Source organism: Microbacterium sp. KRD172 (assembly GCF_017168295.1).
Classification (GTDB): Bacteria; Actinomycetota; Actinomycetes; order Actinomycetales; family Microbacteriaceae; genus Microbacterium; species Microbacterium profundi.
On record NZ_JABFAS010000002.1, the window covers coordinates 2,589,195 to 2,611,298 of the forward strand.

General features: G+C 62.8%; 23 protein-coding genes and 2 pseudogenes. 15 read left to right on the forward strand and 10 right to left on the reverse strand.

All coding sequences use genetic code 11. The annotated features are described in order from the left end of the window. Positions 1–12: 12 nt before the first annotated feature. From J1M43_RS12810 to J1M43_RS16770, 7 genes are all read left to right on the forward strand, one after another. Positions 13–537 carry a signal peptidase I gene (locus J1M43_RS12810; protein ID WP_206476931.1) on the forward strand — a complete coding sequence of 175 codons (525 nt, stop codon included), beginning with the start codon at positions 13–15 and terminating at the stop codon, positions 535–537. Next, a complete protein-coding gene (locus J1M43_RS12815; protein WP_206476932.1) occupies positions 534–1,064 on the forward strand; it encodes a hypothetical protein in 531 nt (176 codons plus the stop codon). Before J1M43_RS12810 ends, J1M43_RS12815 begins: the two co-directional genes overlap by 4 nt. Next, positions 1,064–1,447, forward strand: coding sequence for a response regulator transcription factor (locus J1M43_RS12820; protein WP_206476933.1), 384 nt, complete (start codon positions 1,064–1,066; stop codon positions 1,445–1,447). Before J1M43_RS12815 ends, J1M43_RS12820 begins: the two co-directional genes overlap by 1 nt. 53 nt (positions 1,448–1,500) lie before the next feature. After that, positions 1,501–1,965 (forward strand): VanZ family protein, encoded by a 465-nt coding sequence (locus J1M43_RS12825; RefSeq protein WP_206476934.1) that lies wholly within the window; start codon positions 1,501–1,503, stop codon positions 1,963–1,965. Continuing rightward, the gene (locus J1M43_RS12830; protein WP_206476935.1) at positions 1,962–2,741 is read left to right on the forward strand and encodes a low molecular weight phosphatase family protein; all 780 of its coding nucleotides are present in this window, start codon (positions 1,962–1,964) and stop codon (positions 2,739–2,741) included. Before J1M43_RS12825 ends, J1M43_RS12830 begins: the two co-directional genes overlap by 4 nt. Positions 2,742–2,837: 96 nt before the next feature. Then, positions 2,838–4,697, forward strand: coding sequence for a DUF4012 domain-containing protein (locus J1M43_RS12835; protein WP_206476936.1), 1,860 nt, complete (start codon positions 2,838–2,840; stop codon positions 4,695–4,697). Between the two features lie 627 nt (positions 4,698–5,324). Continuing rightward, positions 5,325–5,672: a hypothetical protein gene (locus J1M43_RS16770; protein WP_241245466.1), complete on the forward strand. Its 348-nt coding sequence runs from the start codon at positions 5,325–5,327 to the stop codon at positions 5,670–5,672. Between the two features lie 317 nt (positions 5,673–5,989). Here J1M43_RS16770 and J1M43_RS12845 read toward each other — a convergent pair whose 3' ends face one another. Further along, a complete protein-coding gene (locus J1M43_RS12845; RefSeq protein ID WP_206476937.1) occupies positions 5,990–7,456 on the reverse strand; it encodes an acyltransferase family protein in 1,467 nt (488 codons plus the stop codon). Between the two features lie 354 nt (positions 7,457–7,810). Here J1M43_RS12845 and J1M43_RS16775 point away from each other — a divergent pair, with 354 nt between their 5' ends. The 6 genes and pseudogenes from J1M43_RS16775 (at position 7,811) to J1M43_RS17000 (ending at position 9,643) form a co-directional block, all read left to right on the forward strand. Beyond that, on the forward strand, positions 7,811–8,074 hold the full coding sequence (locus tag J1M43_RS16775) for a hypothetical protein (protein WP_241245229.1): 264 nt from the start codon (positions 7,811–7,813) through the stop codon (positions 8,072–8,074). After that, on the forward strand, positions 8,071–8,355 hold the full coding sequence (locus J1M43_RS16780) for a hypothetical protein (protein ID WP_241245230.1): 285 nt from the start codon (positions 8,071–8,073) through the stop codon (positions 8,353–8,355). The genes J1M43_RS16775 and J1M43_RS16780 overlap by 4 nt, the downstream gene beginning before the upstream one ends. Positions 8,356–8,394: 39 nt before the next feature. After that, a complete protein-coding gene (locus tag J1M43_RS16785; RefSeq protein WP_241245231.1) occupies positions 8,395–8,790 on the forward strand; it encodes a hypothetical protein in 396 nt (131 codons plus the stop codon). 148 nt (positions 8,791–8,938) lie between these two features. Next, positions 8,939–9,262, forward strand: a pseudogene (locus J1M43_RS16990) (ATP-binding protein); the annotation flags it as partial. A 64-nt stretch (positions 9,263–9,326) separates the two neighbouring features. Then, positions 9,327–9,437, forward strand: a complete 111-nt coding sequence (locus tag J1M43_RS16995; protein WP_274607509.1) for an ATP-binding protein — start codon at positions 9,327–9,329, stop codon at positions 9,435–9,437. A gap of 11 nt (positions 9,438–9,448) precedes the next feature. Next, positions 9,449–9,643 carry an ATP-binding protein gene (locus J1M43_RS17000; RefSeq protein ID WP_307823447.1) on the forward strand — a complete coding sequence of 65 codons (195 nt, stop codon included), beginning with the start codon at positions 9,449–9,451 and terminating at the stop codon, positions 9,641–9,643. A 339-nt stretch (positions 9,644–9,982) separates the two neighbouring features. On the opposite strand, the gene J1M43_RS12860 is transcribed toward J1M43_RS17000, so the two are convergent. Next, positions 9,983–10,846: an NAD(P)-dependent oxidoreductase gene (locus J1M43_RS12860; RefSeq protein ID WP_206476938.1), complete on the reverse strand. Its 864-nt coding sequence runs from the start codon at positions 10,844–10,846 to the stop codon at positions 9,983–9,985. Positions 10,847–11,388: 542 nt separating this feature from the next. Then, on the reverse strand, positions 11,389–12,498 hold the full coding sequence (locus tag J1M43_RS17005; RefSeq protein ID WP_206476939.1) for a glycosyltransferase: 1,110 nt from the start codon (positions 12,496–12,498) through the stop codon (positions 11,389–11,391). Positions 12,499–12,905: 407 nt separating this feature from the next. Here J1M43_RS17005 and J1M43_RS12870 point away from each other — a divergent pair, with 407 nt between their 5' ends. Further along, positions 12,906–14,129 carry a lipopolysaccharide biosynthesis protein gene (locus J1M43_RS12870; protein WP_206476940.1) on the forward strand — a complete coding sequence of 408 codons (1,224 nt, stop codon included), beginning with the start codon at positions 12,906–12,908 and terminating at the stop codon, positions 14,127–14,129. 605 nt (positions 14,130–14,734) lie between these two features. Further along, positions 14,735–15,316, forward strand: a complete 582-nt coding sequence (locus J1M43_RS17190) for a glycosyltransferase (protein ID WP_206476941.1) — start codon at positions 14,735–14,737, stop codon at positions 15,314–15,316. A gap of 10 nt (positions 15,317–15,326) precedes the next feature. On the opposite strand, the gene J1M43_RS12880 is transcribed toward J1M43_RS17190, so the two are convergent. The 7 genes and pseudogenes from J1M43_RS12880 to J1M43_RS12905 form a co-directional block, all read right to left on the reverse strand. Then, a complete protein-coding gene (locus tag J1M43_RS12880) occupies positions 15,327–16,673 on the reverse strand; it encodes a hypothetical protein (protein WP_206476942.1) in 1,347 nt (448 codons plus the stop codon). 20 nt (positions 16,674–16,693) lie between these two features. Then, on the reverse strand, positions 16,694–17,341 hold the full coding sequence (locus tag J1M43_RS16795) for a glycosyltransferase (protein WP_307823448.1): 648 nt from the start codon (positions 17,339–17,341) through the stop codon (positions 16,694–16,696). 12 nt (positions 17,342–17,353) lie between these two features. Then, positions 17,354–17,842: pseudogene (locus J1M43_RS17195) on the reverse strand (glycosyltransferase); the annotation flags it as partial. Continuing rightward, entirely contained in the window at positions 17,829–18,494 is a 666-nt protein-coding gene (locus tag J1M43_RS12890) for an acetyltransferase (protein ID WP_206476944.1), read from the reverse strand. The pseudogene J1M43_RS17195 and the gene J1M43_RS12890, both read right to left, overlap by 14 nt. Continuing rightward, positions 18,491–19,066, reverse strand: coding sequence for a sugar transferase (locus tag J1M43_RS12895; RefSeq protein WP_206477392.1), 576 nt, complete (start codon positions 19,064–19,066; stop codon positions 18,491–18,493). Before J1M43_RS12895 ends, J1M43_RS12890 begins: the two co-directional genes overlap by 4 nt. Positions 19,067–19,115: 49 nt before the next feature. Next, entirely contained in the window at positions 19,116–20,228 is a 1,113-nt protein-coding gene (locus J1M43_RS12900; RefSeq protein WP_241245233.1) for a DegT/DnrJ/EryC1/StrS aminotransferase family protein, read from the reverse strand. 14 nt (positions 20,229–20,242) lie between these two features. After that, on the reverse strand, positions 20,243–22,090 hold the full coding sequence (locus J1M43_RS12905; RefSeq protein WP_307823450.1) for a nucleoside-diphosphate sugar epimerase/dehydratase: 1,848 nt from the start codon (positions 22,088–22,090) through the stop codon (positions 20,243–20,245). Between the last annotated feature and the right edge of the window lie 14 nt (positions 22,091–22,104).

The window sequence follows — 22,104 nt, forward strand, 5'->3', positions numbered from 1 at the left end:
GAGGGAACCATCATGCAGGCACTGCGTCGCGTCGCCATGGGTGCACTGTGGACCCTCGCGGCGATCGGTCTCGCGTGCGGCGTGGTCTGGGCGCTGACGTCGCTCGGACTGATCAAGCCGCTGGTCGTGATCTCCGGCTCGATGGAGCCAGGGATCATGACCGGCGACCTGATCATCGACACCCGCGTGCCGGCATCCGAGCTCGTCGTCGGAGACGTCATCAGCCTGCCGAGCGAGTTGACCGAAGATCTGGTCACACACCGCATCGCGGCGATCGCACCGGCCGTCGACGGCGGGTACACGATCACCATGAAGGGCGACAACAACGAATACACCGACGCGCTCGACTACGCGGTGGCGGGTGAGGTCTGGCAGCCGTCGCTTCAGCTGCCCGGCTGGGGCTCCGTGCTCATGCGTCTGACCACGCCCGCTGTAGCGGTGCCATTGATGGTGGGTCTTCTCGGGCTGTTGGGGCTCACCATGCTGACTCCTCCCGCTGCCAGACCTCGTCCGGCGCCGAAGGTCGCACGGGCATGAAGAACAAGCGCTTCGTCGCGCTCGCGATCGCGCTTCTGATCGGCGGCGGCCTGGGGGCAGCCACCGCCGATCAGGGACTCGAGCGCACCTCCGCATCGTGGACCGATCAGGGACAGGTGGCTGCGGCGGTGACGGCAGGCACCTGGACGACCACCACGGCGAGCAGCTGCGTTGCTTACGGCGATAACCGGGTCCAGCTCGCCGGATGCCGCGTCGTCGGCACTTCGTACTACTTCGGGTGGGTCGATTCCGGGAAGCACTTTCGGAACTACTACTTGAACTTCGACGTTCCCAGCGGAACCCGCTGGGTCAGCTTCGACGTTGATCTGAGCACAGTGCAGGGGAATGAATCAACGTGGTCCTGGACTTCGTCGAAGGTGCTCTCCGGCGCGCAGTTCACATCGCGTGACGGCTGGAACTGCAGCCAGTTGCCACGTGCGCGCGGCACAGGACTGGAGTGGCAGACGCACTCGATCTACTTCAAGGTCGTGGAGAACGATCCCGGCGCGTCCGCGATGTGCTCCTGATGGGCGCGGCGTCACCGCAGATGATCGCTGTCGTCATCGACGATGATGCCGCCGAGCGCTCATCGGTGATCGAGGTGCTCGCACGGGCCGGGCTCGCCGTGTATTCCGTCTCCCCCGCCACGGCGGTCGAGTCGGTTCGCCGGTACTCCCCCGTCGTCACAGTGCTGGGCATCGACATCCCCGACGCCGACGGTTTCGAGATCGCGCGGCGCATCCGCGCGGACAGCGCGACGTATCTGGTCGTGCTCAGCACGCGATCCGCGCAGAGCGACGTGATTCTGGGATACCAGTCCGGAGCGGATTGCTACATGACCACGCCGCTGCGCCCGCTCGAGCTCCGCGCCAGGGTCGAGGCGATGCTGCGTCGCGCGCGCCGGTCGTAACGGGCTTCGTCATGCTCAGGCTCGCTCAAGGACCGTCTCGTAAGCTGTCGCTCATGCCGTCGACCCGCCTTCCGCCCGTCGCGATATTCGCGCGAGTGATGCTCGTGCCATATGCCCTCGCGCTGGCCCTGATCGTCTGGTTGCCTGCGACCGCAGCATCCAAGGTGACCGGCATCGTCTTCCGCTTCGCGCGTTACGTGAGCGAGCACTCGACCATCTCGCTCGCCACCAGTTACACGGTGTTCGAGTTCCTCGCTAACATCGCACTCTTCGTGCCCCTCGGCCTGCTCTTGGTGGCCGCCTGGCCGCGGTCGAACGCCTGGGTGGTGTTGCTGCTGGGCTATTCGGCGAGCGCGACGATCGAATTGGTGCAGACGCTGCTGCCCAGCCGCTACCCGACTCTGTCGGATGTCATCGCGAACACGATCGGCACCGCGATCGGGTGCCTGGCCGTTCGCCTGTTCGTGCAACGGCATCCTGCTCCGAGGACCGTGCGAGCCTCTACGGTGGAAGCATGATCTTTTCCTCCTCTGACTCGCCGCCTCCGGGCGTCAGCCGTCGCGAATGGCGTCGGCGGATCGCGAGTGAGACGCCGCAGGATGCCCCGGTACAGGCGCGCCCGTCGCAGGCGGACCCGCAGTCGAATCGGGTGCAAGCCGGCCAAGCGCCGGACGTGCAGGATGCTGCGCAGCCGAGCGCCCCGCATGCGCTGACGATCCTCACTGTGTGCACCGGCAACATCTGCCGCTCGCCCATGGCAGAAGTGCTGCTGCGTGCCCGGCTTGAGCCGCTCGGCGTTCGCGTGCACAGCGCCGGCACGCATGCGCTGGTCGATCACGAGATGACCGGACCCGCACAGGCCCTCGCCCTCGAGTCGGGGGCAAGGACGGCGGATGCTGCGGCTCACGCCGCCCGTTATCTGGTGGAGCCCTACCTGCTGGATGCCGACCTGGTGCTTGCCATGGCGCGCGAGCATCGTTCGTATGCCGTGAAGATGGTGCCGAGCCGCATGCGCCGCACGTTCACGGTCAGGGAGTTCGCACGGCTCGCGTCGACGCTCGGCACTGATCAGGCCCGCGCCGCCGCCGAGGCCGCCGGCGCAGATCCGAAGGCGCGGCTGGCTGCCGTGCTGCAGGCTGTCACTGATCAGCGTGGACTCGTGCCGACTGATCCCGAAGACGACGACGTGATCGACCCGTATCGCCGCTCGCAGGAGACATACGCGAAGTCAGCTGCACAACTGATCCCTGCCCTGGATGAGGTCGAGCGCGTCGTGCGGGGGGCGCTCGGCTGAGCCCGACGCCCCGCAACCGTCGGCCCCTGAGCCTGGCGAAGGGTCCGACACACACCCCGCCCATTCACGGCATCTCCACGGCCTTCGCCTTCTACGATGGTGATCATGACGACGAGAGCCGAGCTGCGTGCTGAGAAGACGCGCCGACCCCTGCTGCGCAGCTTCCGTTTCTGGATTCCCATGGGGATTCTGCTGCTGCTTCTGGTGCTTGCGGTCGCGGCCGTCCTCGTGGGCAAGCCCATCTACGACCGTGCTATGTCCGCGAGGGCCTCTCTCGTGCAGGCGATGCCGCTCGCCACGACGGCCAAGGGTCAAATCCTTGCCGGGGACAGCGAGGGTGCGAAGACAACCGCCACGCAACTCGCGGCGCTGACCGCAGACGCTCGCGAACAGACCGACGACGGAATGTGGAAGAGCCTGGAATGGGTCCCGTTCATTGGCCCAAATTTGTACGCAGTTCGCACCGCCGCGGTTGTGACAGACGACCTTGTTACGGGCGCGCTCACGCCGGCAACCAACTTGAGCCTCAAGGCGCTGACGCCCGTCGACGGTGCTATCAGCCTTGCCTCGATCACCGACATGCAGTCGACTGTTACACAGGCGGCAGATGCCGTCGATGAGGCCGCCAGCGATCTCGACTCGATCAATCACGACGCGCTCATCCCCCAGGTCGAGCAAGCACTCACGCAACTCACCGACACAGTCGACGAGTTGCAGCCGTTGCTCGGGTCCACGAGGGACGTTATCGGAGTCCTGCCCACCGCGCTCGGAGCCGACGGCCCCCGGAATTACTTGACGATCTTCCAAAACAATGCAGAGTCCCGCGGTACCGGTGGTAACCCCGCGGCGATCGTCATGATTACGGCGGATCAGGGACGTATCACCATCACCCAGCAAGCGTCCAGCGCCGACTTCAGGAACGCCAGACCGGAACCGGTCACGACATTGAACGCCGAATCTGAGGCACTGTACGGCGACAAGATCGGACGTTGGATCCCGGACGCCACAATGACACCAGACTTCCTCGAGACTGCAGACATCATGCGAGCATGGTGGGCCGAGGAATTTGGAACCCCTGTCGACGCCGTGGTGTCCTTTGACCCGGTGGCGCTGAGCTATCTGCTGAAGGCCACCGGGCCGGCAGTTATTCCTGCAGATCCCGTCGAGGTCGACGGCTATCAGGTGCAACTTCTCGATGAGCCAATCACGTTGACCAGCGAGAACGCTGTCCCGTTGCTGCTCAACGAGGCCTATTCGATGTTCCCGGAGAACAAACTGCAGGACGCGTTCTTTGGCGCCGCGGCGTCATCCGTATTCGATGCCCTAACCTCGGGCAGCGCTGACCCAAAGGCGCTGTTGGACAACCTCGCACTCGCGATCGATGAGAACAGGCTTCTCTACTCGCCAGCGAACGAGACAGAGTCGGCGCTCGTTGGAGAATCGAAGCTCTCTGGTCGCCTGCCCAGCACGAATGCAGATCGCACGTTGGTCGGCGTCTATGTGAACGACTTCACGTCGAGCAAACTCGACTACTACATGCAACTCGACGTGGCAGCGACGTCAACGCAGTGCATAGCTCCCGACAGCCCGACGTTCACGACCACCGCAACGCTGACGAATACCATTACTCCCGAGCAAGCGCCGGGTCTGCCGTACCACATCGCGCCGGCACAGTTCTTCGACCGGGGCACTGTAGCGACGAACCTAGTCTTCTACGGCCCAGTGGGATCAACTCTCAGCGGCGTGACGGTCGATGGTCAACCCGCGAAGGTTACTGGTGTGCAGCACCTGGGCCGAGGGGCGGTCATGGTAGCTGTCGAGAATGCACCCGCTCAAACGCACACGGTGGTGGCCGAGTTCGCTGGCGCCGCGGGCGAATACGGCCAGTTCGACATTCAGCACACGCCAATGGTTCGCCCCGTCAGCAACCAGCTCACAACCGAAGGTTGCGATTGAGCTTTCGATTACAAGCATGTGACCTTGATCCGCAGTGACACCCCGCGCCGGTATTGATGGTTCGATGGCGCAGCCGGCATCGACATCGGTCAGTTCCTGCCGGCCAGACGCATAACGCCACGTCGACGGACCAGCACGTCCCGGCTCGTCGGCCGACTCGTAAAGCTCATGCGCGAGGCACCCGCGTGCTCGATGCGCGCTCTCCCGCGGCGCGTGACTTCTCGCACACCCTCAGCTACTCGGCGTTCGCGGACGCCTAGATCTTCGGTTGCCGGAAAACGGGGCATGTCAGAGATGACGGGCACGTCACTATCTACAGGCTCAATCGGTGCAACCGTCCATGCGGTCCCTTTGCTCCAGGCTTCGGCGCGCCCGGCTGCGAGGACGTCAGGTAGCGCGTACACGAAAATAACTGGAGATCCTCCCGATCATGGGTAGTGACGGCGCTCACTGAAATTCCTCAGTTCTGCTCATCGAAATTCCCCATCCTGGGTCGCTCCGCCACATGAGGCGGGCCTCCATGGACGCTGGTGGTCTCTGACCACACACCGGATTTCAAGGGAGGCCCTGTTTCTCATACTCTCAGAGAGGAGCAGCGTGGATATCCACGCTCTGAAACGGCAGGGGATGACGATCAGCGAGATCGCCCGGCGCACGAACCATGACCGCAAAACGATCCGCGCGTATCTAAACGGTGAACGCACACCCGGGCGGCGTGAGCGAGCTGAACCGGATGCGTTCGACGCGTTCGTCGATTACGTGACCGCGAAGCTGACCGAGGACCCGCATTTGTGGGCGGTGACGATCCCCGCATACCCTCCCGCCCTCTCGATCCAGACACTCTCCTCGGCATCGAGCTCGCCACGATCTGCTCCCGGAATCGGTACACGGCCGACCCCGGCCCCGTGCTCGCAGAGCTCATGGCGACCGTCGGCGATCCGGCGGGACATTCTCGCGCGAGAGGCCGGGCGCTGATCAGGGTTCTACGACGACGAGTACACGCACACGCTCGCTCAGGCACTGCTCGAGATCCCCGGCGCGCCGGAGTGGGTACAGCTGGGCCGTAAGCGGCGGAATGCGGGATCGCACGGCACGCAGGGCTACGCGCGGCCGTAGCTGGGCAGTGACGGGAAGCTCCCCAGCGGGGGTCGGTACACTCGAGACCGTGCAAGCTTCGAGAGTGCGAGCGACCCTCGTCGGCGGGACTATCGCGCTGATGCTGACGGGATGCGCCACCCATTCGCCGGAACCATCACCGTCGGTCCCCCAGACTCCACCGCCGGTCGCATTCATCACGACGCCGACGCCGCAGACCACTGGCGTCGGCACGGACGTCGCTGTCGAAACGATGCGCGAGGTGTGGGAGCAGGCGACACCCGATCAGCGCGAGTCCGTATTGCGCGAGATCGGTCTCGACCCGGCAGCCCCTCAGCCGACCGAGGAGGCTGTATCCGCGCTCGTCTCAAAGGCTGCGGAGTTCGGTTATGTGGTGACCGAGGATGCCGCGCGCGCTTTCCTGGATCAGATCGCGAACCGCTGACGCGCGCGGGCACAGAAGGGTTCTTCCGTCTAGCGCACATTCCGGGGGGGGTACTCCCAGCCCGGTGGATCGTCGGTGGCCCCGGGTCTTCTGGTTCATCGTCGCGGTTGCGGCGTTCCTTGATGCGCTGCGGGATTCGTTCAATGGGCCGCAGGATGCGTCCAGCGGTGTTGTTGAAGAATGCGACCCACATCTTCTTCGGTCGCTGTTCCACCAGGTTAAACAGAGCGTAGGACAGCCCGAGAACGAGGACGAGGGCGAGTGAGTAGATCAGCCACTTGTTCTCGTCGTCGGCGAACCGGTTGAAGATCATGTATCCGATGTGGGCGTGCAGCAGGTACAGCGGGTACGTGAGTGCGCCTAGCAGGTAGCTCTTGGGGATTCTCCATGCCGTGACCTTGGGGATGATCTGGATCAGCATCACCGCGAAGAACCCACAGACGACCACTGCCGTCACCGGGACCGACTGGACGTACGGACCAGTCGCGGCGTCGTTGATCAGCGCGACTTCTTTGAGAGTGAAGGTGATCGCGACGTAGAAGCTCGCTGCGAGTCCGACCGCCTGCCACCAGTGCCACCCGCGGCGGTGGATGGTACGTATGATCGCACCGGCCGCGAAGTAGGCGTACAGCGTGCCGAGCAATGGGAGTGCCGCAATGGACGGCACCAGGAGCGTCAGCACCAGCATGAGTAGCGCCCACGCCGGATAGAACACCTCGAGCCGCTTCCCGAGACCGACGAGCAGGAACACGAACACCATGCCGTAGAAGAGAATTTCGCAGAACAGTGTCCAATAACTGCGGTCTACGAGCGGCTGGTCGAAGAGGCTGGGGATCATCGTCAGGTTCGCGAGGAACTGCGGGATCGTAACGGCGAAGATGGACCCGCCGATGAGGAGGGCGGTGATCGACGTGAGGATCACGGCCACCCAGAACGACGGGTATAGGCGTACGAGCCGACCTACCGCGAACACTGAAGCTGGACGATCTCGGGCTGAGTTGGCGATCACGAACCCGCTGATCATGAAGAAGAAGTACACGCCGAGGTAGCCGTACGCGGCGACGCCCGCGAGCGGCGAGTACGAGACAGTGTCCATCATCCCGGTCTCGGTGCCCTTGTACAGCCAGTGGAAGACGAGCACTGCGAACGCTGCGATGAATCGACAGACGTCCAGCAGTTGGAAGCGAACTGTCTCTTTCGCTGGGCTTGCAGACACCATGCGCCCAATCCTGGCATATACCCTCGACGGCGGGAACGACGAAAAACCCTCGCTCGCACGTCCGAGGACGATGCAAGCGGGGGTCTTTAGTCAGGTGTGTCGTACGAGACGGACACCAAGGAACAGGACGTTATCGTGATAGGTGCCGCCAGCGCCGTCGCGTTGGACTCGGAAGAACCATGGACCATCGTCCGCGATCGGGACGCTGGTGATCACGGTCGATTTGAGTGTGTCGCCCAGCACACAAGGAACGGCTACCGGAGTACCAGCCACAGACGGACGCACACCCGCAGTGCCCCATCGGTGCGTTGCCGGTAGCTCACACCGCTCGGCTTCACGGGGTCGTATCCGACGTTGACGAGACAGATCCGCGCCCGCGGGGTGCGGCCGGCCTGCACCGCATGCGCGCCCGTCAAGGAACGCCCGAACGCGGTCATCGGGTACCCGCCTGGTGAGAAGACACAGATCGATTGGGTCGAGCTGCCCGCCCCTCCCACGCATTGGGGGTTCCCGACGAAACGCGCGTATGCACTGGTCGGCTCGCTCGCGCACTCCGGCGTCTGGCGGGCGGTGCTCTCTCCCCATCTCTGGATCTGCCGCATCTGCTCGCAGCGATGACGACGCTCCTCGCTTTGCTGGGCGGGGGGACGAGGGTCCGGCGGTTCGACCGGATGACCACGGTCGTCAAAGCGGGCTCGGAGGATCTGACACCGATGTTCGCCGCATTCGCGAAGCATCATGATGTCAGCGCGGTCGACTGCCGACCCCGCTCCGGGAACCGCAAAGGCGTCGTCGAGAAGAACAATCACACCGTCGCGCAACGGTGGTGGCGCACCCTGCCGGACGAGCTCACCTTGGAGCAGGCGCAGGCCAGTTTCGAGGTGTTCACGAGGAGATAGGACGGGCGGCGTCGCGAGAGCGCTACGACGGCGAAGGCAATGTTCGCCGCGGAACGACTACGCCCGTTGCCGCCGGTCGTGTTCCCGGTGAGCGTGACCGAGGAGCGCACCGCGACCAGGCAAGCGTTGATCGATTGGCGCGGGAACCCCTACTCCGTCCCACCCGAACTCGCCGCCACCCGTGTGGTCGTCCAGCAGCGCCTCGGCGCGTCAAGGATCGACATCGCCACGAGGTCTGGCTCGGTCATCGCCCGACACCGCCTCGCCGAACCGGGCCTGGGCGTGACCGCCCGCGACACCGCACTCGAAGCGGTCGCGATGGCGTCGACACCGTCGGGAGGCCCGCACCGCCGCAAGGAACGCATCCACCCGGCAGCGCCGCACTGCGCGCGGCCGCCGCCCTCACCGGGACTGCCTCGCAGCCCTCGACCGTGATCAGCCTAGCCGCGTATGAGTAGGCCGCGAAGAACAGGAACACCCTCCGATGACCACCGCCAACGCCGCCGCCGGCACCTATCAGTAACTGCGCACGCATCTCACCGACCTGAACCTCGCCGACGCGGCCGACGCGCTCGCGAAGATTCTGGACCAGGCCCATGCTGAGGGTTGGCCCCCACCCGCGCCCTCGAACAGCTGCTGCGGATCGAGGTCACCGCGACCGACGCCCGCCGCCCTCGCCGGCCGATTCCGATTCGCGAACCTCCCTACCGGACAGACCCTCGATGACTTCGACCACGACAATGCCTCCCGCATCGACAAGTCTCTGCTCACCGAACTCGCCACCTGCCGTTATCTCGACACCTCGACGAACGTGCTCCTGATCGGCCCGCCCGGCGTCGGGAAGACCCACATCGCAACCGGGCTCGGCCACGCCGCCGTGACCGCCGGCTACCGGGTCTGCTTCACCGCCGCCGCTGACCTCGCCGCCCGATGCCACCGCGCCGCGATCGAAGGAAATATGGGCCACCATGATGCGGTTCTTCGCCGGACCGACGCCGCTCATCATCGACGAACTCGGCTACCTGCCGCTGCCCCCAGAAGCCGTATCCGCGCTATTCCAGGTCATCAACCGGCGCACCTGAAAACCTCGATTGTGATCACCACCAACCGGCCCGCCGGAGCCTGGGGCGAAATCCTCGGCGACACTACTGTCGCCGTGGCCATGCTCGACCGCCTCCTGCACCGCTCCGTCGTCTTCACTCTCGACGGAGCGTCCTACCGGCTCCGCGGCCACCACGCCGCAGGCGACGAAATCTGCCGCGCCACCACCGTTACAAACCTGCGCTAGCCGAACCTCGCGACCTCGGGAAATCGATGCGCAACTCTGGGGAAAATTGATGAGCGCCGTCGGTAGCTCCGACGCCAACTGTGCAAGAACTGCGTCGCGCCAGCGGTCGCAAGACGCGTAGGGAACTTCATTGCCACAGGAAACCGCCATCATTGTGATCGCGAAAGGACCCTGTCCGTCCGCGCGAAAAGCGTGCTCGCGACTTTCATCCACGCATTCAGCAGCCACTATCCGCCCAGTATCGGATGCAGACAAACAGAGGAACACCCGATCGGTGGCGCCTTTCAGACGACGTGACCGTGCACTTTGTGTCGACCGCGGGCCCGGGATCGGTTCACCTCACTCACTAACCGAATCCCACGAACGATCAGGCTTTGGCCGTGGCACGACACCAAACAACTGAATCATCCTTGAGTTGTCCGCCCAACTACTGTTTACCTCGCCACTCGTTTCGACATACGCGTCCGGCTCGATCTCAAGTGTGGTGAGAAGCTCTCGTGTCGTCACTGCGTAACCCGTCCCAACGTTGACGACTTGGGTCCCAGGGCGCCGCAGCCGGATGGCTTTGCGCAAGATCGCTACCAAATCGTCCTGGTACATGTAGTCGCGAACGAAGGTGTCGGCACCGGTGACGCTCACTGGGTGTTTCGCATCTGCGCGTATCAGACGCTGGACGAGCGAATCCGGGAAACGTGGCCCGGAAAGATTAAAGATCCGCAAGGCGAGGAGAGTTCCTGCACCATCATATTCGAGCACATCTCTAAAGATGCTCTCCGTCCGTAACTTCGATCGCGCATAGGGCGTACTCGCGTCGAGCGGTGAGTCCTCGGTCCGCGCGGCCATCGAGCGAGTTCCATAAACTGATCCTGAGGATGCCAGCACAATGTGATCGATGTCTGCTTCCATCACCGCCGCGGCGACGGTGGTGTCAATACGTTCATTATCTCGTATGACGTCAGTGCCCCTCAGGACCGAAGCAAGATGAACGAGCACCCCAGCGTTCGCGGCCACAACGACGTTTCGCACCGACGGTGCGTCAGTGAGATCAACCTGAACGTCGTCGACATGCGCGCCCTCGGGTCGGGTTCGTGCCAGGGAAACTACGCGAGTACCGCTCTCACGAAGATCCTCGACGAATAGCCGGCCTAACCGCCCATTACCACCAGTAACGAGAACCGTCCGGCTGTCATCGTGCGACGTCATGCACAGCCCCATCGGCACACCATCGAGACACTGCTAAGCCCACTACTCCACAGAAAAAACGAGCGTCACGACCCTCGTGGCTCCGGAACCTGTTCACGCGACGATCCTATCCTGAGCGTTCATCGACGATCACCGCTGCGCGCTGAGCGTCGAGCCTAGGACGACCATCGACCCTCAAACTCCTACGTTGCCCGGACTTCGTTGTTGACGAAGATCAGCAGGAAATCGCGTTGCTCGCTTGATGAGCGGTGCGCCAAGATTACGAGCCAACGCTTGACACTACGGTTAGAGAGACACACTGGCCAGTACTCACGTCCAGGCGACCGCACGGTCCTCGACCGAGAGCCAATCCCGCGAGGGGCGGCAGAGAACGTGCCACGGTTTACGTCCTCACCGCTGATTCGCCACCTCGGCCGCCGAGAACGGCGAGACCGACCCGTAGCCCGGACCGACGGTGTGCCAGATTTGTGACGAGATCACTTCAGATGGCCGCGCCTGACCTCGGCGAACCTAAGGCGGCTACGACCTTTAGTTCAGCGTCATCATCCGAGCATCGATACTCCGGGAGTGTCGATTCGCTCTGCCGAGATGCGACGGAGCCGTCGCGCGAACGCGTGTGCGAGGACATCCGTGGAGCAGTGCGCGGACCAATAAGCCATACTGGCTGCAACGTACCCGTTGTAAGTCTCATCGTCTGAGTCGAGAAGTCTTCCGAGCTTCTCAGCGAACTGCTCCGGCGTGTGATCGCGTTCGAGTAGGCCGTCGAAAATATCTGGCGCCTCTTTCAACGCGCTCACGCCGCCGACGGCCGTGACGATGACTGGTAGCCCCTGCGCGAGGCCCTCTTGAATCGAGGCCGCCAGCCCGCCCTCAGATTCCGAGACCTGGACGAACACCGAAGCAGGATTGCGCGCGTACCATTCGCGAAGCTCGTGATTCTCCATATGTCCGAGGAACTGGTAGGTGCTCGGCGTCAGAGCTCGAGCGGCGTGCGCGTACACGTCCTCCGCATATGCGCCAGCGCCCGCACCGATATGAGTCCAGGTGAGCGGGACGGACAGCGCGCGCTGCGCGGCGGCAATGTCATCGATGAGCATAGTCAGACGCTTGACAGGAGCAAGGTATGAACAGGAGACGATGTGGAAAGCGGCACGGCGCGCATTGCCGGGATTGATCGGTGGCGGTGTGCCGATGCGATCCGAAGTGAACTTACCGACATGCTCCGGGTAGTGCTCTTCGAGGTATTCCTGAGCGGAGGGGGACGCAGCGAACACCTTCTGCAGTCCTGAGAGGAGCAGCTGCCTCTGCGGAAGGTACGCCCGCGGGTGTCGTTCAAGATAGAGATCGAACCCGTTCGCACGGCTTACCACGGGGTGCTCGTCCCGACGTGTGAGCCGTCGCACATCGAGGGCGACACGCGCTGGGACATGTAGCCAGAAGCCATAGAAGACGACGTCGACGGCGGGGCCAATCGCCTCCGCCACCCCCGGAGCGACCATACGTGCGAGGGCCGATGCGTAAAGATCGAAGCGCAGATCAGCCCATGCTGCCTGCCGATCTCGACCACCGCCGAGTGCCCGCACGACCGATTGCACAGCCGCGATCGGATGCCGCAGGCAGAAACCGGCAAGCAGAGCGAGCTTGCTTCGCACCGGAGCGATTAGTTGGACACGCGGGGAAATTTCGTGCGTCTGAACCATCCCCGGATCCAGCAAGGTCGGGACGATTATCACTTTATCGAAGCACTCCAGAAGGTGCTGGATCTCAGTCTGCAAGAACTCCTCACCGCGCGAGAACGGGAACGTAAGCGTGAAGACGACGGCCGCGGACGGGGCTGATCCCCCGGGAACGTCAGTGGGATCGTGCCTCATATTAACGACTGTACGCCAGCGCTGTTGCGGAACCCGCGCGGGCGCCGAATCGTTCTGAGCCGCGACCCACGATATTCTCGATCGGAGAGGCGACGCGGTACACGCTTGAAACGGCCAGCACATCCCACCTGGTCCACCACTATCTGGAAAGGAACGTGTTGGCACGCGACGGCAGCCCAGGACGTCGGATGGGGCGCAACATCTTGACGCTGGTCTCCGGGACCTTCGCGGCGCAGCTCGTGACGCTGGCTGCGATCCCCATTCTGAGTCGCCTTTATGGACCGACACCATTCGGCGAGTTCGCTGTGTTCGCGTCGATCACGGCCCTGGTGGCGGTCGTGGGAACCGCCCGCTACGAGATGGGTATTGTTCCGCCGCGCTCCCTTCGTGAGGCTGTCGCCGTGACGAACCTCGGCGTGCGACTCCTCACCGTTCTGTCCATTTTGATCACGGCGGTCTGCACGGTGATTGTGATTACGCCGATCCCGATCACCCCTGTATGGACGTGGTATCTGCTTCTCGTCGGCCCCGGCGTCTTCCTGCTCGGTTACCTGAGTCTGATGACCCAATGGCACATCCGTGCTGCGAACTACTCGCTTATCAGCCGGAATCGAATCGTGCAGAGCGGAATGACGGCCATCTCCCAAGTAGCCCTCGGTTTTCTTTCGCCAGACTGGGGAGTGGGACTGGCATCGGGTCTTCTGATCGGGCAGTTGGCAGGAGCGGTCTTCCTGACGATTGCGGCACCTGAACGATCACGATTCTTCGGGCGAGACGATGGTCGGCGATGGCGATACATCGTCCGCAAATACTGGCGACTTCCCGCGCTTCTTATGCCGCATACGTTGGTCGACTCATTCCGCCTCAACGGCGTCAACCTGATCATCGGGTCGTACTCCGTCGGCGCGCTGGGACAGTATTCGCAGGCGTGGCGGCTTGTTCAATTGCCGGCGGGGCTGATCGGCACTGCTATCAGCCAGGTCTACTTCCCCCAGCTCGCAACCGTTCCTCGGTCGGAACTGCGCCACACAGTGCGCAGCAGCGTTGTCAAGTCCTTCGCACTCGGGGCGATTCCGTTCGCCGCCATCTTCTTCATGAGCCCGTTCCTATTCCCCTTCATCCTCGGTGAGGAGTGGACGGAGGCAGGAAGATTCGCACAAGCCCTCACGCCAGCGCTCTACGTCAATCTCGCAGCTTCACCGATCTCGACAATCTTTATCGTCCTGCGGAAGGAGCACATCGGGCTGCTGTTCTCGCTCGCGTACACCGGCGTTTCGCTGGCTGCGCTGATTCTCTTCAGCCACGATCTCTTGTTTGCCGTGTGGATCATGAGCGGCTGTCAGGCAGTTTCTTTGATCGGATACGTCCTGCTCGCGTTCTGGCTCGCCCGGCCCCAGCCCAAGCGAACCTGATCTTGCATTGCGGCGCCGATACGTCCGTGAACGGACATGGCGCGGTGTTCCGGTAGCCTGATAAAGCCATGAGGATCCTCCATCTCGTACCATTGCACATCCCCGCTAGCGGCATTATTCAGCAGGCCATCGCCGAGCAGCGCGCCGCGGACGAAACTTCCGCCGACTGGCAAGTCCGCTTGTTCACCGATATCGATCTGCCCGAAGCGGCTGAGCCATTGAGGATTCCTGCTGGCGGCGAGGCCAGGCAGCCCGGGCGGTCATCATTTCTACGCTATGCGGCCGACAAACTGTTGCATCGACGTTCGCTCTACCGCTGGATCCGCGAGCATCAGCACGAGTACGACGCGATCATCCTGCGATACACGACATCCGACGTAGCGCGCGCACACACTCTGAAGCGGCTATCCATCCCCGTCGTCTCTCTACACCACACTCTCGAGATTCCGGAGATCAAGCTCCTCAGTGGATACCAACGACTCCTGCAAGTGGTCGCCGAGAGCATAGTCGGACCTGGCAACATTCGCGCGGCATCCGTGATCGCCGGGGTGACGGGAGAGATTGTGCAGCACGAGCTCTCCCGCGTGCACGTCGCGAGACCGACGATGACGTTCCCGAACGGCATCGATCTCGATGAGCAACCCATAGCCGCAGACGAGCGGGCGGACGTGCCCGAGCTGCTCTTCGTCGCGAGCACATTCGCAACATGGCATGGGCTCGATCTTCTCCTTGAAGATCTTGACCGCACCGACGCCGATTTTCGGCTTCACCTCGTCGGGGATGTGGATTCCGCCGATCGTGAACGTGCTGTCCTGGATCCGCGGGTCGTGCTCCATGGTCGACTCACGCCCGATGCCATCCGAACCCTAACCGCGCGTGCGTGGGTCGGCCTCTCCTCGTTCGCGATCGACCGTAAGGGAATGGAGGAGGCCTGCACCCTCAAGGTTCGGCAATACCTCGCCTCGGGGTTACCAACATACTCGGGGCATCGTGATCGTTTCCCCGCCGAGGCGCCCTTCTATCGTCAAGGACCACCCGACTTTGACCGAGTGTTGGAATACGCTCACCAGATGCGTGCGCTCAGTCGCGAGGAAGTTCGCAGGGCGAGTGCCCCGTTGATCTCCAAGGCGAGCATCATCACGGACGCCTACGACCGGCTGCAGAGCATCCTCAGCACAGGACGCTAATCGAGTGGGCCTACGCGCGGCGCGTTCTGTGCGAAGCGCGACTTACCGCGCGAGGGACGATGAGCTTTGAGTCGACCGTTTGCGCGAGAAAAAGTTCGTCCCCGCGATGTCGGTACCGCCAGACCTGGAATCCGATCGCTGCGGCCGGGACGAGCGCGACCAGAGGCATCAGCCGCATTCGCACGACAAGTCCGTAATTACCCGCCGTGATCGAGAGAATCGCCAACAGCGTCAGCGCAAGGACGATGAGAACGGTGAAGGCGCGCACGCGCGTCTTTTCCACTCGACCCACGCCCGAGGCGAGCGACCGGCGTCGCCCAGGAAGGAACAGGCAAGCGCCCAGAATGCAGGTGAGCCAGAAGACGTTCGAGACCGCGGCCACGATGATGCTGCCCCCACCCGCAGTCAGTTCCGTCGGGAAAGGGCCGAACGCTGCCCGAGGAAGATTGAACAAGACGATGTCGACAATGCCGGTCGCGGCGTATGCCTCATCGCCGCCTTCGAAAGCACTGGACGCATCGCTTAATGCTCGGTTGCGCAGGGCGATGTTCTCAGCGCTGAGGCTCGAGGTGGAGTCCACGTAGGCCCAAGTGGCGGCGAAAATCACTAGGAAGATGGGACCGATCAACAGCAACCGTGAGAAGACGTGGCGGAACCGAGTCGAATACACAACGATGGCGCTGAGTATCAGACCGGCGATAATGCCCAACCCAACCTGCGCACGGATTGTCATCATGACCGCGGCTGCCGCCCCCACAGCCAACAGGAGCAACGGTCGACGCCGCTCAAGGTACGCGAGGAACCACAGAATCATCAAACCGATCAGGAACATGCTGATCGACTCACGGAGCATACGCGGCACCCAGATGACGATGGCGGGACACACGGCCACGAAGTAGCACGCCCATCTGATCGCTTTGGCGGTGCCGGCGTCGGTCATATTCAGATCTCGCGCGACGAGACTCGTGATTCCGCCGCAAATAGGTACCAGCAGTACGAACATCAGCGTCCCGAGTGTAATGGGCACTAACGGTGCATTCCCCGAGATCGAGTAGAGCGCGCCGACTATCCACGGGTACCCCTCTTTGCCCTCGCTAAGGATTGGCGCAGTCCCGGAACTCTCCGACAGGAACTGCGCGACGAGCATCGCCTGCGCATGCCAGACGTTCTCGTCGCTGAGGAGGTACATATCCTGAACGAGTCGGAAGACGATCATCCCAGCGCTCGCGGTAACGGCAAGCATGACCGGAACGAAGATCGAGACGGTGCGAGGGATCTCCTTCCGCAGGATGGATCCGATGACTCCAGCGCTCACGCATAGCAGGAGGATCACCGCGATCGCAGAAAAAGATGTCACACCGGACAGGAGAGGCGTTATCATCGCGCGGCCGCTCGGGTCGAAGCGCGGTCGATGTAGAAATCCACGTGGAGTCCGCACACGTCGGCGCTCGAGAACTGAGTGATCGCCCGCATCCGAGCATTCTCTCCCAAAGAAGCTCGCAAACGAGAATCGTTCTTCAGCGCGACGAGCTTCTCGGAGAGTGCCTCCGCATCCCCCACGGGGACGATGAAGCCTGTCTCGGAGTCGATGACGGAATCGATCGCTCCTGTGCTATCCGAGACGATCGCCGGAACCTGCATCGCGGCAGCCTCCAAAATCACAGTGGGGAACCCTTCGCGCAAGGTCATGAGCACGATCGTGTCCATCTCCGCCAGATACGGTCTCGTGTCTTCGACGTGGCCGACAACGTGCACCGGAAGGTCCGAGACATTGGACAGCTGCGCGCCTTCGTCGCCTCCAACTAGAAGCGCCCGAACCTGATGACCGCGTTGCCGACAGAGACTGACAGCTTCGAGGAGCACATCCACTCCTTTATCAGGATGCAGCCTGCCGACGAATCCGACGACGAAGCCGGTGGTTTCGTCGAGGAAACGGCGAGTCCCGTCATCGAGTTCCGGGCGCGGCGCGTCCTCGGAAAAATGGTCCGAATCGACCCCATTCGCGGAACCGGCGCCGAGAACCACTGGGCGACGCCTGCTGGTCACTCCGAGCTCCTCCGCACGGTCGGCGAGGCTGTGACTGTTTGCGATCGTGTCGGTAGACATGCGGCTCGTCGCACGCTCAAGTGTCCCCAGCACAGCTCGGGACAGGCCGGACGCCGTCTCCATTCGGAGTCCCCACAATTCGTACAGGCGGATTCTGACGCCGACCACAGCAGCCGCGATGGAACTGAGCAGACTCGCCTTCGGAGTTGCGTACACGACAACATCGGGACGGATGCGGGCGAAGAACCAGGCCAGCCGGAGAAGGGCCACAAAGTCCGCAACGGGCGACGGTTCGCGTCGCATCGGGATCTCGTGCACGCGCGCGCTTTCGCGGAGCCCACGGAGACCGGGTCCCGGTGAGCTCACGATCGTCACGTCGATACCGCGCCGACGCATCTCATCGACGTACCCGTGAAGAAAGGTACCCGCTGTCATGTCGCTGGTGACGACGAAGCAGACATGAGGTTCAGTGGCCGTCATCAATGCTCCGGGTTCTCGCGGGGATTCCGACCACGGTCGTTCCGGAGTCGACGTTCTTCGTGACGCACGCTGCGGCACCCACCACGGATCGTTCCCCGATGATTAGGCCCTGAAGGATCGTCGAACCGGCTCCCAGGAGTGATCCCTGCTCGACTTCTACGTTTCCCGATACGATCGCTCCCGGATTTACCGACACATAGTCACGCAGGATTGCGTCGTGACCGATGATGCACCCAGGATTCAGATGAACATGATCTCCAAGCGAAACATTAGTCGAGATCTGAACTCCTGATGTGACCACGACCCCTGCCCCGAGCTTCGATCGCGAACCGATCACCGCTCGAGGGTGAACCACAGTCAGCGCACTGAGTCCGATTCCGGACAGTCGCTCGGCGACCGTCCGGCGAATAGTCGGCGATCCGATCGCCACGACAAACCGTTCGTCGCCTCGCATGCTGCGAATCCACTCACGCTCCGTACCGAGGTACGCGATACGTCGATCAGCCAGACGCTCGAGGTCAGCCTCCCGGGGTCCGGAGTCGATCACACCGAGGAGTTCCAGCGAATCTCCTGACTCCACGCGTGCCTCGATGACATCCAATACCTCACGCCCGAAGCCGCCCGCTCCGACAACGACAATACGGTCTGTCATGGCTCTCGGGAGAACTTCCTCATAGTTGCATGTCCCTCGGCACTGATGCCCTCTCGGATCAGCACAGCTCGAACCGTAGCGAGAAGGATGCGCGCATCCAACGTAAATCGGCGGGACGCGACGTATCGAACGTCTAAAGCGAACCGTTCCTCCCAGTCAACACTGTTTCGACCATTGATCTGAGCAAGCCCAGTGATGCCGGGGCGGACCTCATGTCTGCGGGACTGCTCGAGAGTGTAGTGATCGAGATACTCGACAAGCAAGGGTCGCGGCCCCACGAAGCTCATGTCTCCGCGAAGGACATTCCAGAGAGACGGAAGCTCGTCGAGACTCGTGGATCGAAGGATCTTTCCGAATCTGGTAAGCCGCTGTTCGTCCGTCACCCATCCACGCTCGGGATCGACAGGTCGCATCGAACGGAACTTGCGGAGATAGAACACCCGGCCGTCGCGTCCGGGACGCGGTTGAATGAACAGAAGAGGCCTGCCGATAGTAACGAGCACCGCGAGCGCTGTTACCAGGATCAGCGGGCTCAGCAACAGTAGCGCCGCGCACGCCCCAACTGCGTCCATTCCCCTCTTGACGGAGTCGTAGGGACGGCGCACCGAGTCTGCGCGCCTCTCAGCGCGCGAGGAACGCACTGATCGCTTCCTTCACTCGCGCGCGCTCCGCGGGCGTGAGCGCCGATCCACTAGGAAGCGTCAGACCGGTGCGGAACAGCTTCTCCGACGCGCCTGAGATGGCGCCCCTCGTGCCGGCGAACACGGGCTGCAAGTGCATGGGCTTCCACAAGGGTCGGCTTTCGATGCTGTCATCGGCCAGGACCGCCGCGAGGTCTTGCGGCTGCCATCCAGCCGCGTCGTCATCGACGAGAATTGAGGTCAGCCAGACGTTATCGTCCTCATCGCCGTCGGCGCCGAATACTGTCACGCCTTCCGCGGCGGCAAACAGTTGCTTATACAGCTCACGCATCTCGCGACGCTTCGCGATCATGTCGTCGAGCCTGTTCAGCTGTGCGCGACCGAGCGCAGCCAGCAGGTTGCTCATCCGGTAGTTGTAGCCGATGTCGGTGTGCTCATAGTGAACGACCGGTTGACGGGCTTGAGTCGCGAGATAACGCACGTGCTTCGCGAAGTCGGCGTCATCTGTCAGCAGCATCCCGCCACCGGATGTCGTCATGATCTTGTTCCCGTTGAACGAGACTATCGATGCCGCACCGAAGCTTCCGGCGGCCTTCCCGTTGTGCGTCGCACCGAGTGATTCGGCAGCATCCGCCAGAACCGGCACACCGAACTCGTTTGCGCTCGCAAGGATAGACGTGTAGTCGACTGCCTTGCCGAGCAGATCAACCGGAACGATAGCCGCAACATTCTCTCCCGCCGCGCGCAGCGTGGTGAGAGTTTCGCGCAGCAAGGCCGGATCCATGTTGCCGGTGGACGGATCAGCGTCGACGAAATACGGCTCAGCGCCGGTGTAGACGATCGCGTTAGTGGTTGCGGCAAACGTCATAGTCGACGTTACGACGACGTCGCCCGGCTTGACCCCGAGCGTCAATAATCCGAGGTGCAGAGCCGCCGTCCCCGAGCTCAGGGCGACACCGTGCCCAACTCCCACCCGCTGAGCGAGCTCACGCTCGAAGGCGTCCACGTCGGGTCCGAGCGGGGCAATCCACCCCGACCGCATAGCAGCGACGACCGCATCCTCTTCGAGCTGTCCCACGTCAGGGGAAGACATGTAGATGCGTTCGCTCACTTGGCGCTCTCCGTGGGGTCGAGATGCAACGGCTCGATTATGGCCGTGTCGTTGTTCCTCGGTACCGAGACCATCCGTGCCTCCCATCCAGCCTTGTCAAGGCGCTCCGGCGAGATTGGGTCGGCTGTGGTGTGCGAGACCTTCGGATGGAAGGGGCGCTCGAGATCTTCTCGGTTACCGACGAGAACCTCGTGAAGTTTCTCGCCATGCCGCAGACCAGTGAAGACGATCTCGATGTTTTTACCAGACATGGAAATCATGCGCTTCGCGACTTCGAGAATCGACACAGGCTCTCCCATATCGAGGATGAGAACTTCGCCAGTCCGTCCGATACCACCGGCTTGGATCACGAGCTGACAAGCCTCCGGGATCGTCATGAAATACCGCGTCACGTCAGGATGGGTAACGGTCAACGGTCCACCGGCTTCGATCAACGCCTTGAACGTCGGAAGCATCGATCCCCGACTGCCGATTACGTTCCCGAATCGCACCGAGAGGTAGCGCATTCCAGTCTGCTCCCCGGCCCAGGCGGTGAGCTTCTCGGCTACCCGCTTGGAGTGACCCAGCACACTGGTCGGATTCGCTGCCTTGTCGGTGGAGATGTTCACGAACGTATCCACACCGACGGCCTGGGCCGCGCGCAGCACATTCAGGGTGCCGAGCACGTTGGTCTTCCAAGCCTCGTCCGGATACTGCTCCAGCATCGGCAGGTGCTTCAGCGCCGCGGCGTGGAACACCACCTCTGGTCGACGATCGGCGAAGATCTGGGTGAGCGTCTCGTTCTCGCGGATGTCGGCGAGCACGACGTCCTTGGTATCGAGAAGGCCATGCCCGGACGTACCGAGCTGCGCCATCTGCAGTCCCGTCTCATCGCGGTCGAGCATGATGAGCTCGCTCGGGCCGTACTTCGCCAGTTGTCGACACAGCTCCGAACCGATCGAACCTCCGGCACCGGTGATGAGAACGCGGCGGCCGGTGACGTAACCGGCAATGAGCTCGACGTTCGTGTCGACAGGATGGCGACCAATTAGGTCTTCGATACTGATGTCGCGCACGTCGGCGGCCGATTCCTCACCGCTCACCAGGTTAGAGAGGGTGGGAGTCACGGAGACTGTGAGCCCGGCGGATGCCGCGGCATCGGTCAGGCGGCGAAGAAGAGCGCTGTCGGCGCGTCCGATCGCGATGACGGCGACCTTCGCCCCAGTTTGCTCGGCCGCTGCCGCGATCTGGCTGGTCCGACCGATGACCGGCACACCGCGCAGCCTTAGGTTCTTCTTCGCCGGGTCATCGTCGAGAATGCCGACGGCGCGGATCGGAGAGGTGGGGTCGGTCGTGATGTTGTGCAACAGGGTGTCGCCCAGGTAGCCGGCACCGATGATCAGCGCTGGTTCGGCTTCATCGCCAGGTTTGCGGTTGCGCTCGAGCAGCAGGCGCGCCAGATAGCGGACGCCGAACATCAGCAGCAGCACGAATGGGAACGCGAGGATGACTGTGCCTCGCGGGATGTTGACGACAGGACCGATTGTCATGACGATGACAGCCAAAACAAAAGCCTGGGCCGTGACTGCCAGACCGAGAGTGCGCACCTCTTCGAAAGATCCATAGGTGAAGCGGCCCCGGTAGAACGCGAGGAAGTATCCGACGACCACCTGCAGCGAGGCTGCGATTAGTGCCAGCAGCAGCGTCGCGACCCACCCGCGCGCCGACGGCTCGAACTCGAACCGCAGGACGACCGCGGCCAAGATGCCGACTATCCACGCCAGACTGTCGACGATTGCCGCAGCTATGCGACGCCGACGCTGCCCTACAGACACGATCGTGATAGATCCGGTCTCTGTACTCACGCCGCTGCTATCTC

Bases quoted from the DNA above. Each gene is read 5' to 3' on its own strand.
- J1M43_RS12810 (WP_206476931.1), top strand. From the start codon at position 13: ATGCAGGCACTGCGTCGCGTCGCCATGGGTGCACTGTGGACCCTCGCG.
- J1M43_RS12815 (WP_206476932.1), top strand. From the start codon at position 534: ATGAAGAACAAGCGCTTCGTCGCGCTCGCGATCGCGCTTCTGATCGGC.
- J1M43_RS12820 (WP_206476933.1), top strand. From the start codon at position 1,064: ATGGGCGCGGCGTCACCGCAGATGATCGCTGTCGTCATCGACGATGAT.
- J1M43_RS12825 (WP_206476934.1), top strand. From the start codon at position 1,501: ATGCCGTCGACCCGCCTTCCGCCCGTCGCGATATTCGCGCGAGTGATG.
- J1M43_RS12830 (WP_206476935.1), top strand. From the start codon at position 1,962: ATGATCTTTTCCTCCTCTGACTCGCCGCCTCCGGGCGTCAGCCGTCGC.
- J1M43_RS12835 (WP_206476936.1), top strand. From the start codon at position 2,838: ATGGTGATCATGACGACGAGAGCCGAGCTGCGTGCTGAGAAGACGCGC.
- J1M43_RS16770 (WP_241245466.1), top strand. From the start codon at position 5,325: ATGACGATCAGCGAGATCGCCCGGCGCACGAACCATGACCGCAAAACG.
- J1M43_RS12845 (WP_206476937.1), bottom strand. From the start codon at position 7,456: ATGGTGTCTGCAAGCCCAGCGAAAGAGACAGTTCGCTTCCAACTGCTG.
- J1M43_RS16780 (WP_241245230.1), top strand. From the start codon at position 8,071: ATGACGACGCTCCTCGCTTTGCTGGGCGGGGGGACGAGGGTCCGGCGG.
- J1M43_RS16785 (WP_241245231.1), top strand. From the start codon at position 8,395: ATGTTCGCCGCGGAACGACTACGCCCGTTGCCGCCGGTCGTGTTCCCG.
- J1M43_RS16995 (WP_274607509.1), top strand. From the start codon at position 9,327: ATGCGGTTCTTCGCCGGACCGACGCCGCTCATCATCGACGAACTCGGC.
- J1M43_RS12860 (WP_206476938.1), bottom strand. From the start codon at position 10,846: ATGACGTCGCACGATGACAGCCGGACGGTTCTCGTTACTGGTGGTAAT.
- J1M43_RS12870 (WP_206476940.1), top strand. From the start codon at position 12,906: ATGGGGCGCAACATCTTGACGCTGGTCTCCGGGACCTTCGCGGCGCAG.
- J1M43_RS17190 (WP_206476941.1), top strand. From the start codon at position 14,735: ATGACGTTCCCGAACGGCATCGATCTCGATGAGCAACCCATAGCCGCA.
- J1M43_RS12890 (WP_206476944.1), bottom strand. From the start codon at position 18,494: ATGACAGACCGTATTGTCGTTGTCGGAGCGGGCGGCTTCGGGCGTGAG.
- J1M43_RS12895 (WP_206477392.1), bottom strand. From the start codon at position 19,066: ATGGACGCAGTTGGGGCGTGCGCGGCGCTACTGTTGCTGAGCCCGCTG.
- J1M43_RS12900 (WP_241245233.1), bottom strand. From the start codon at position 20,228: ATGTCTTCCCCTGACGTGGGACAGCTCGAAGAGGATGCGGTCGTCGCT.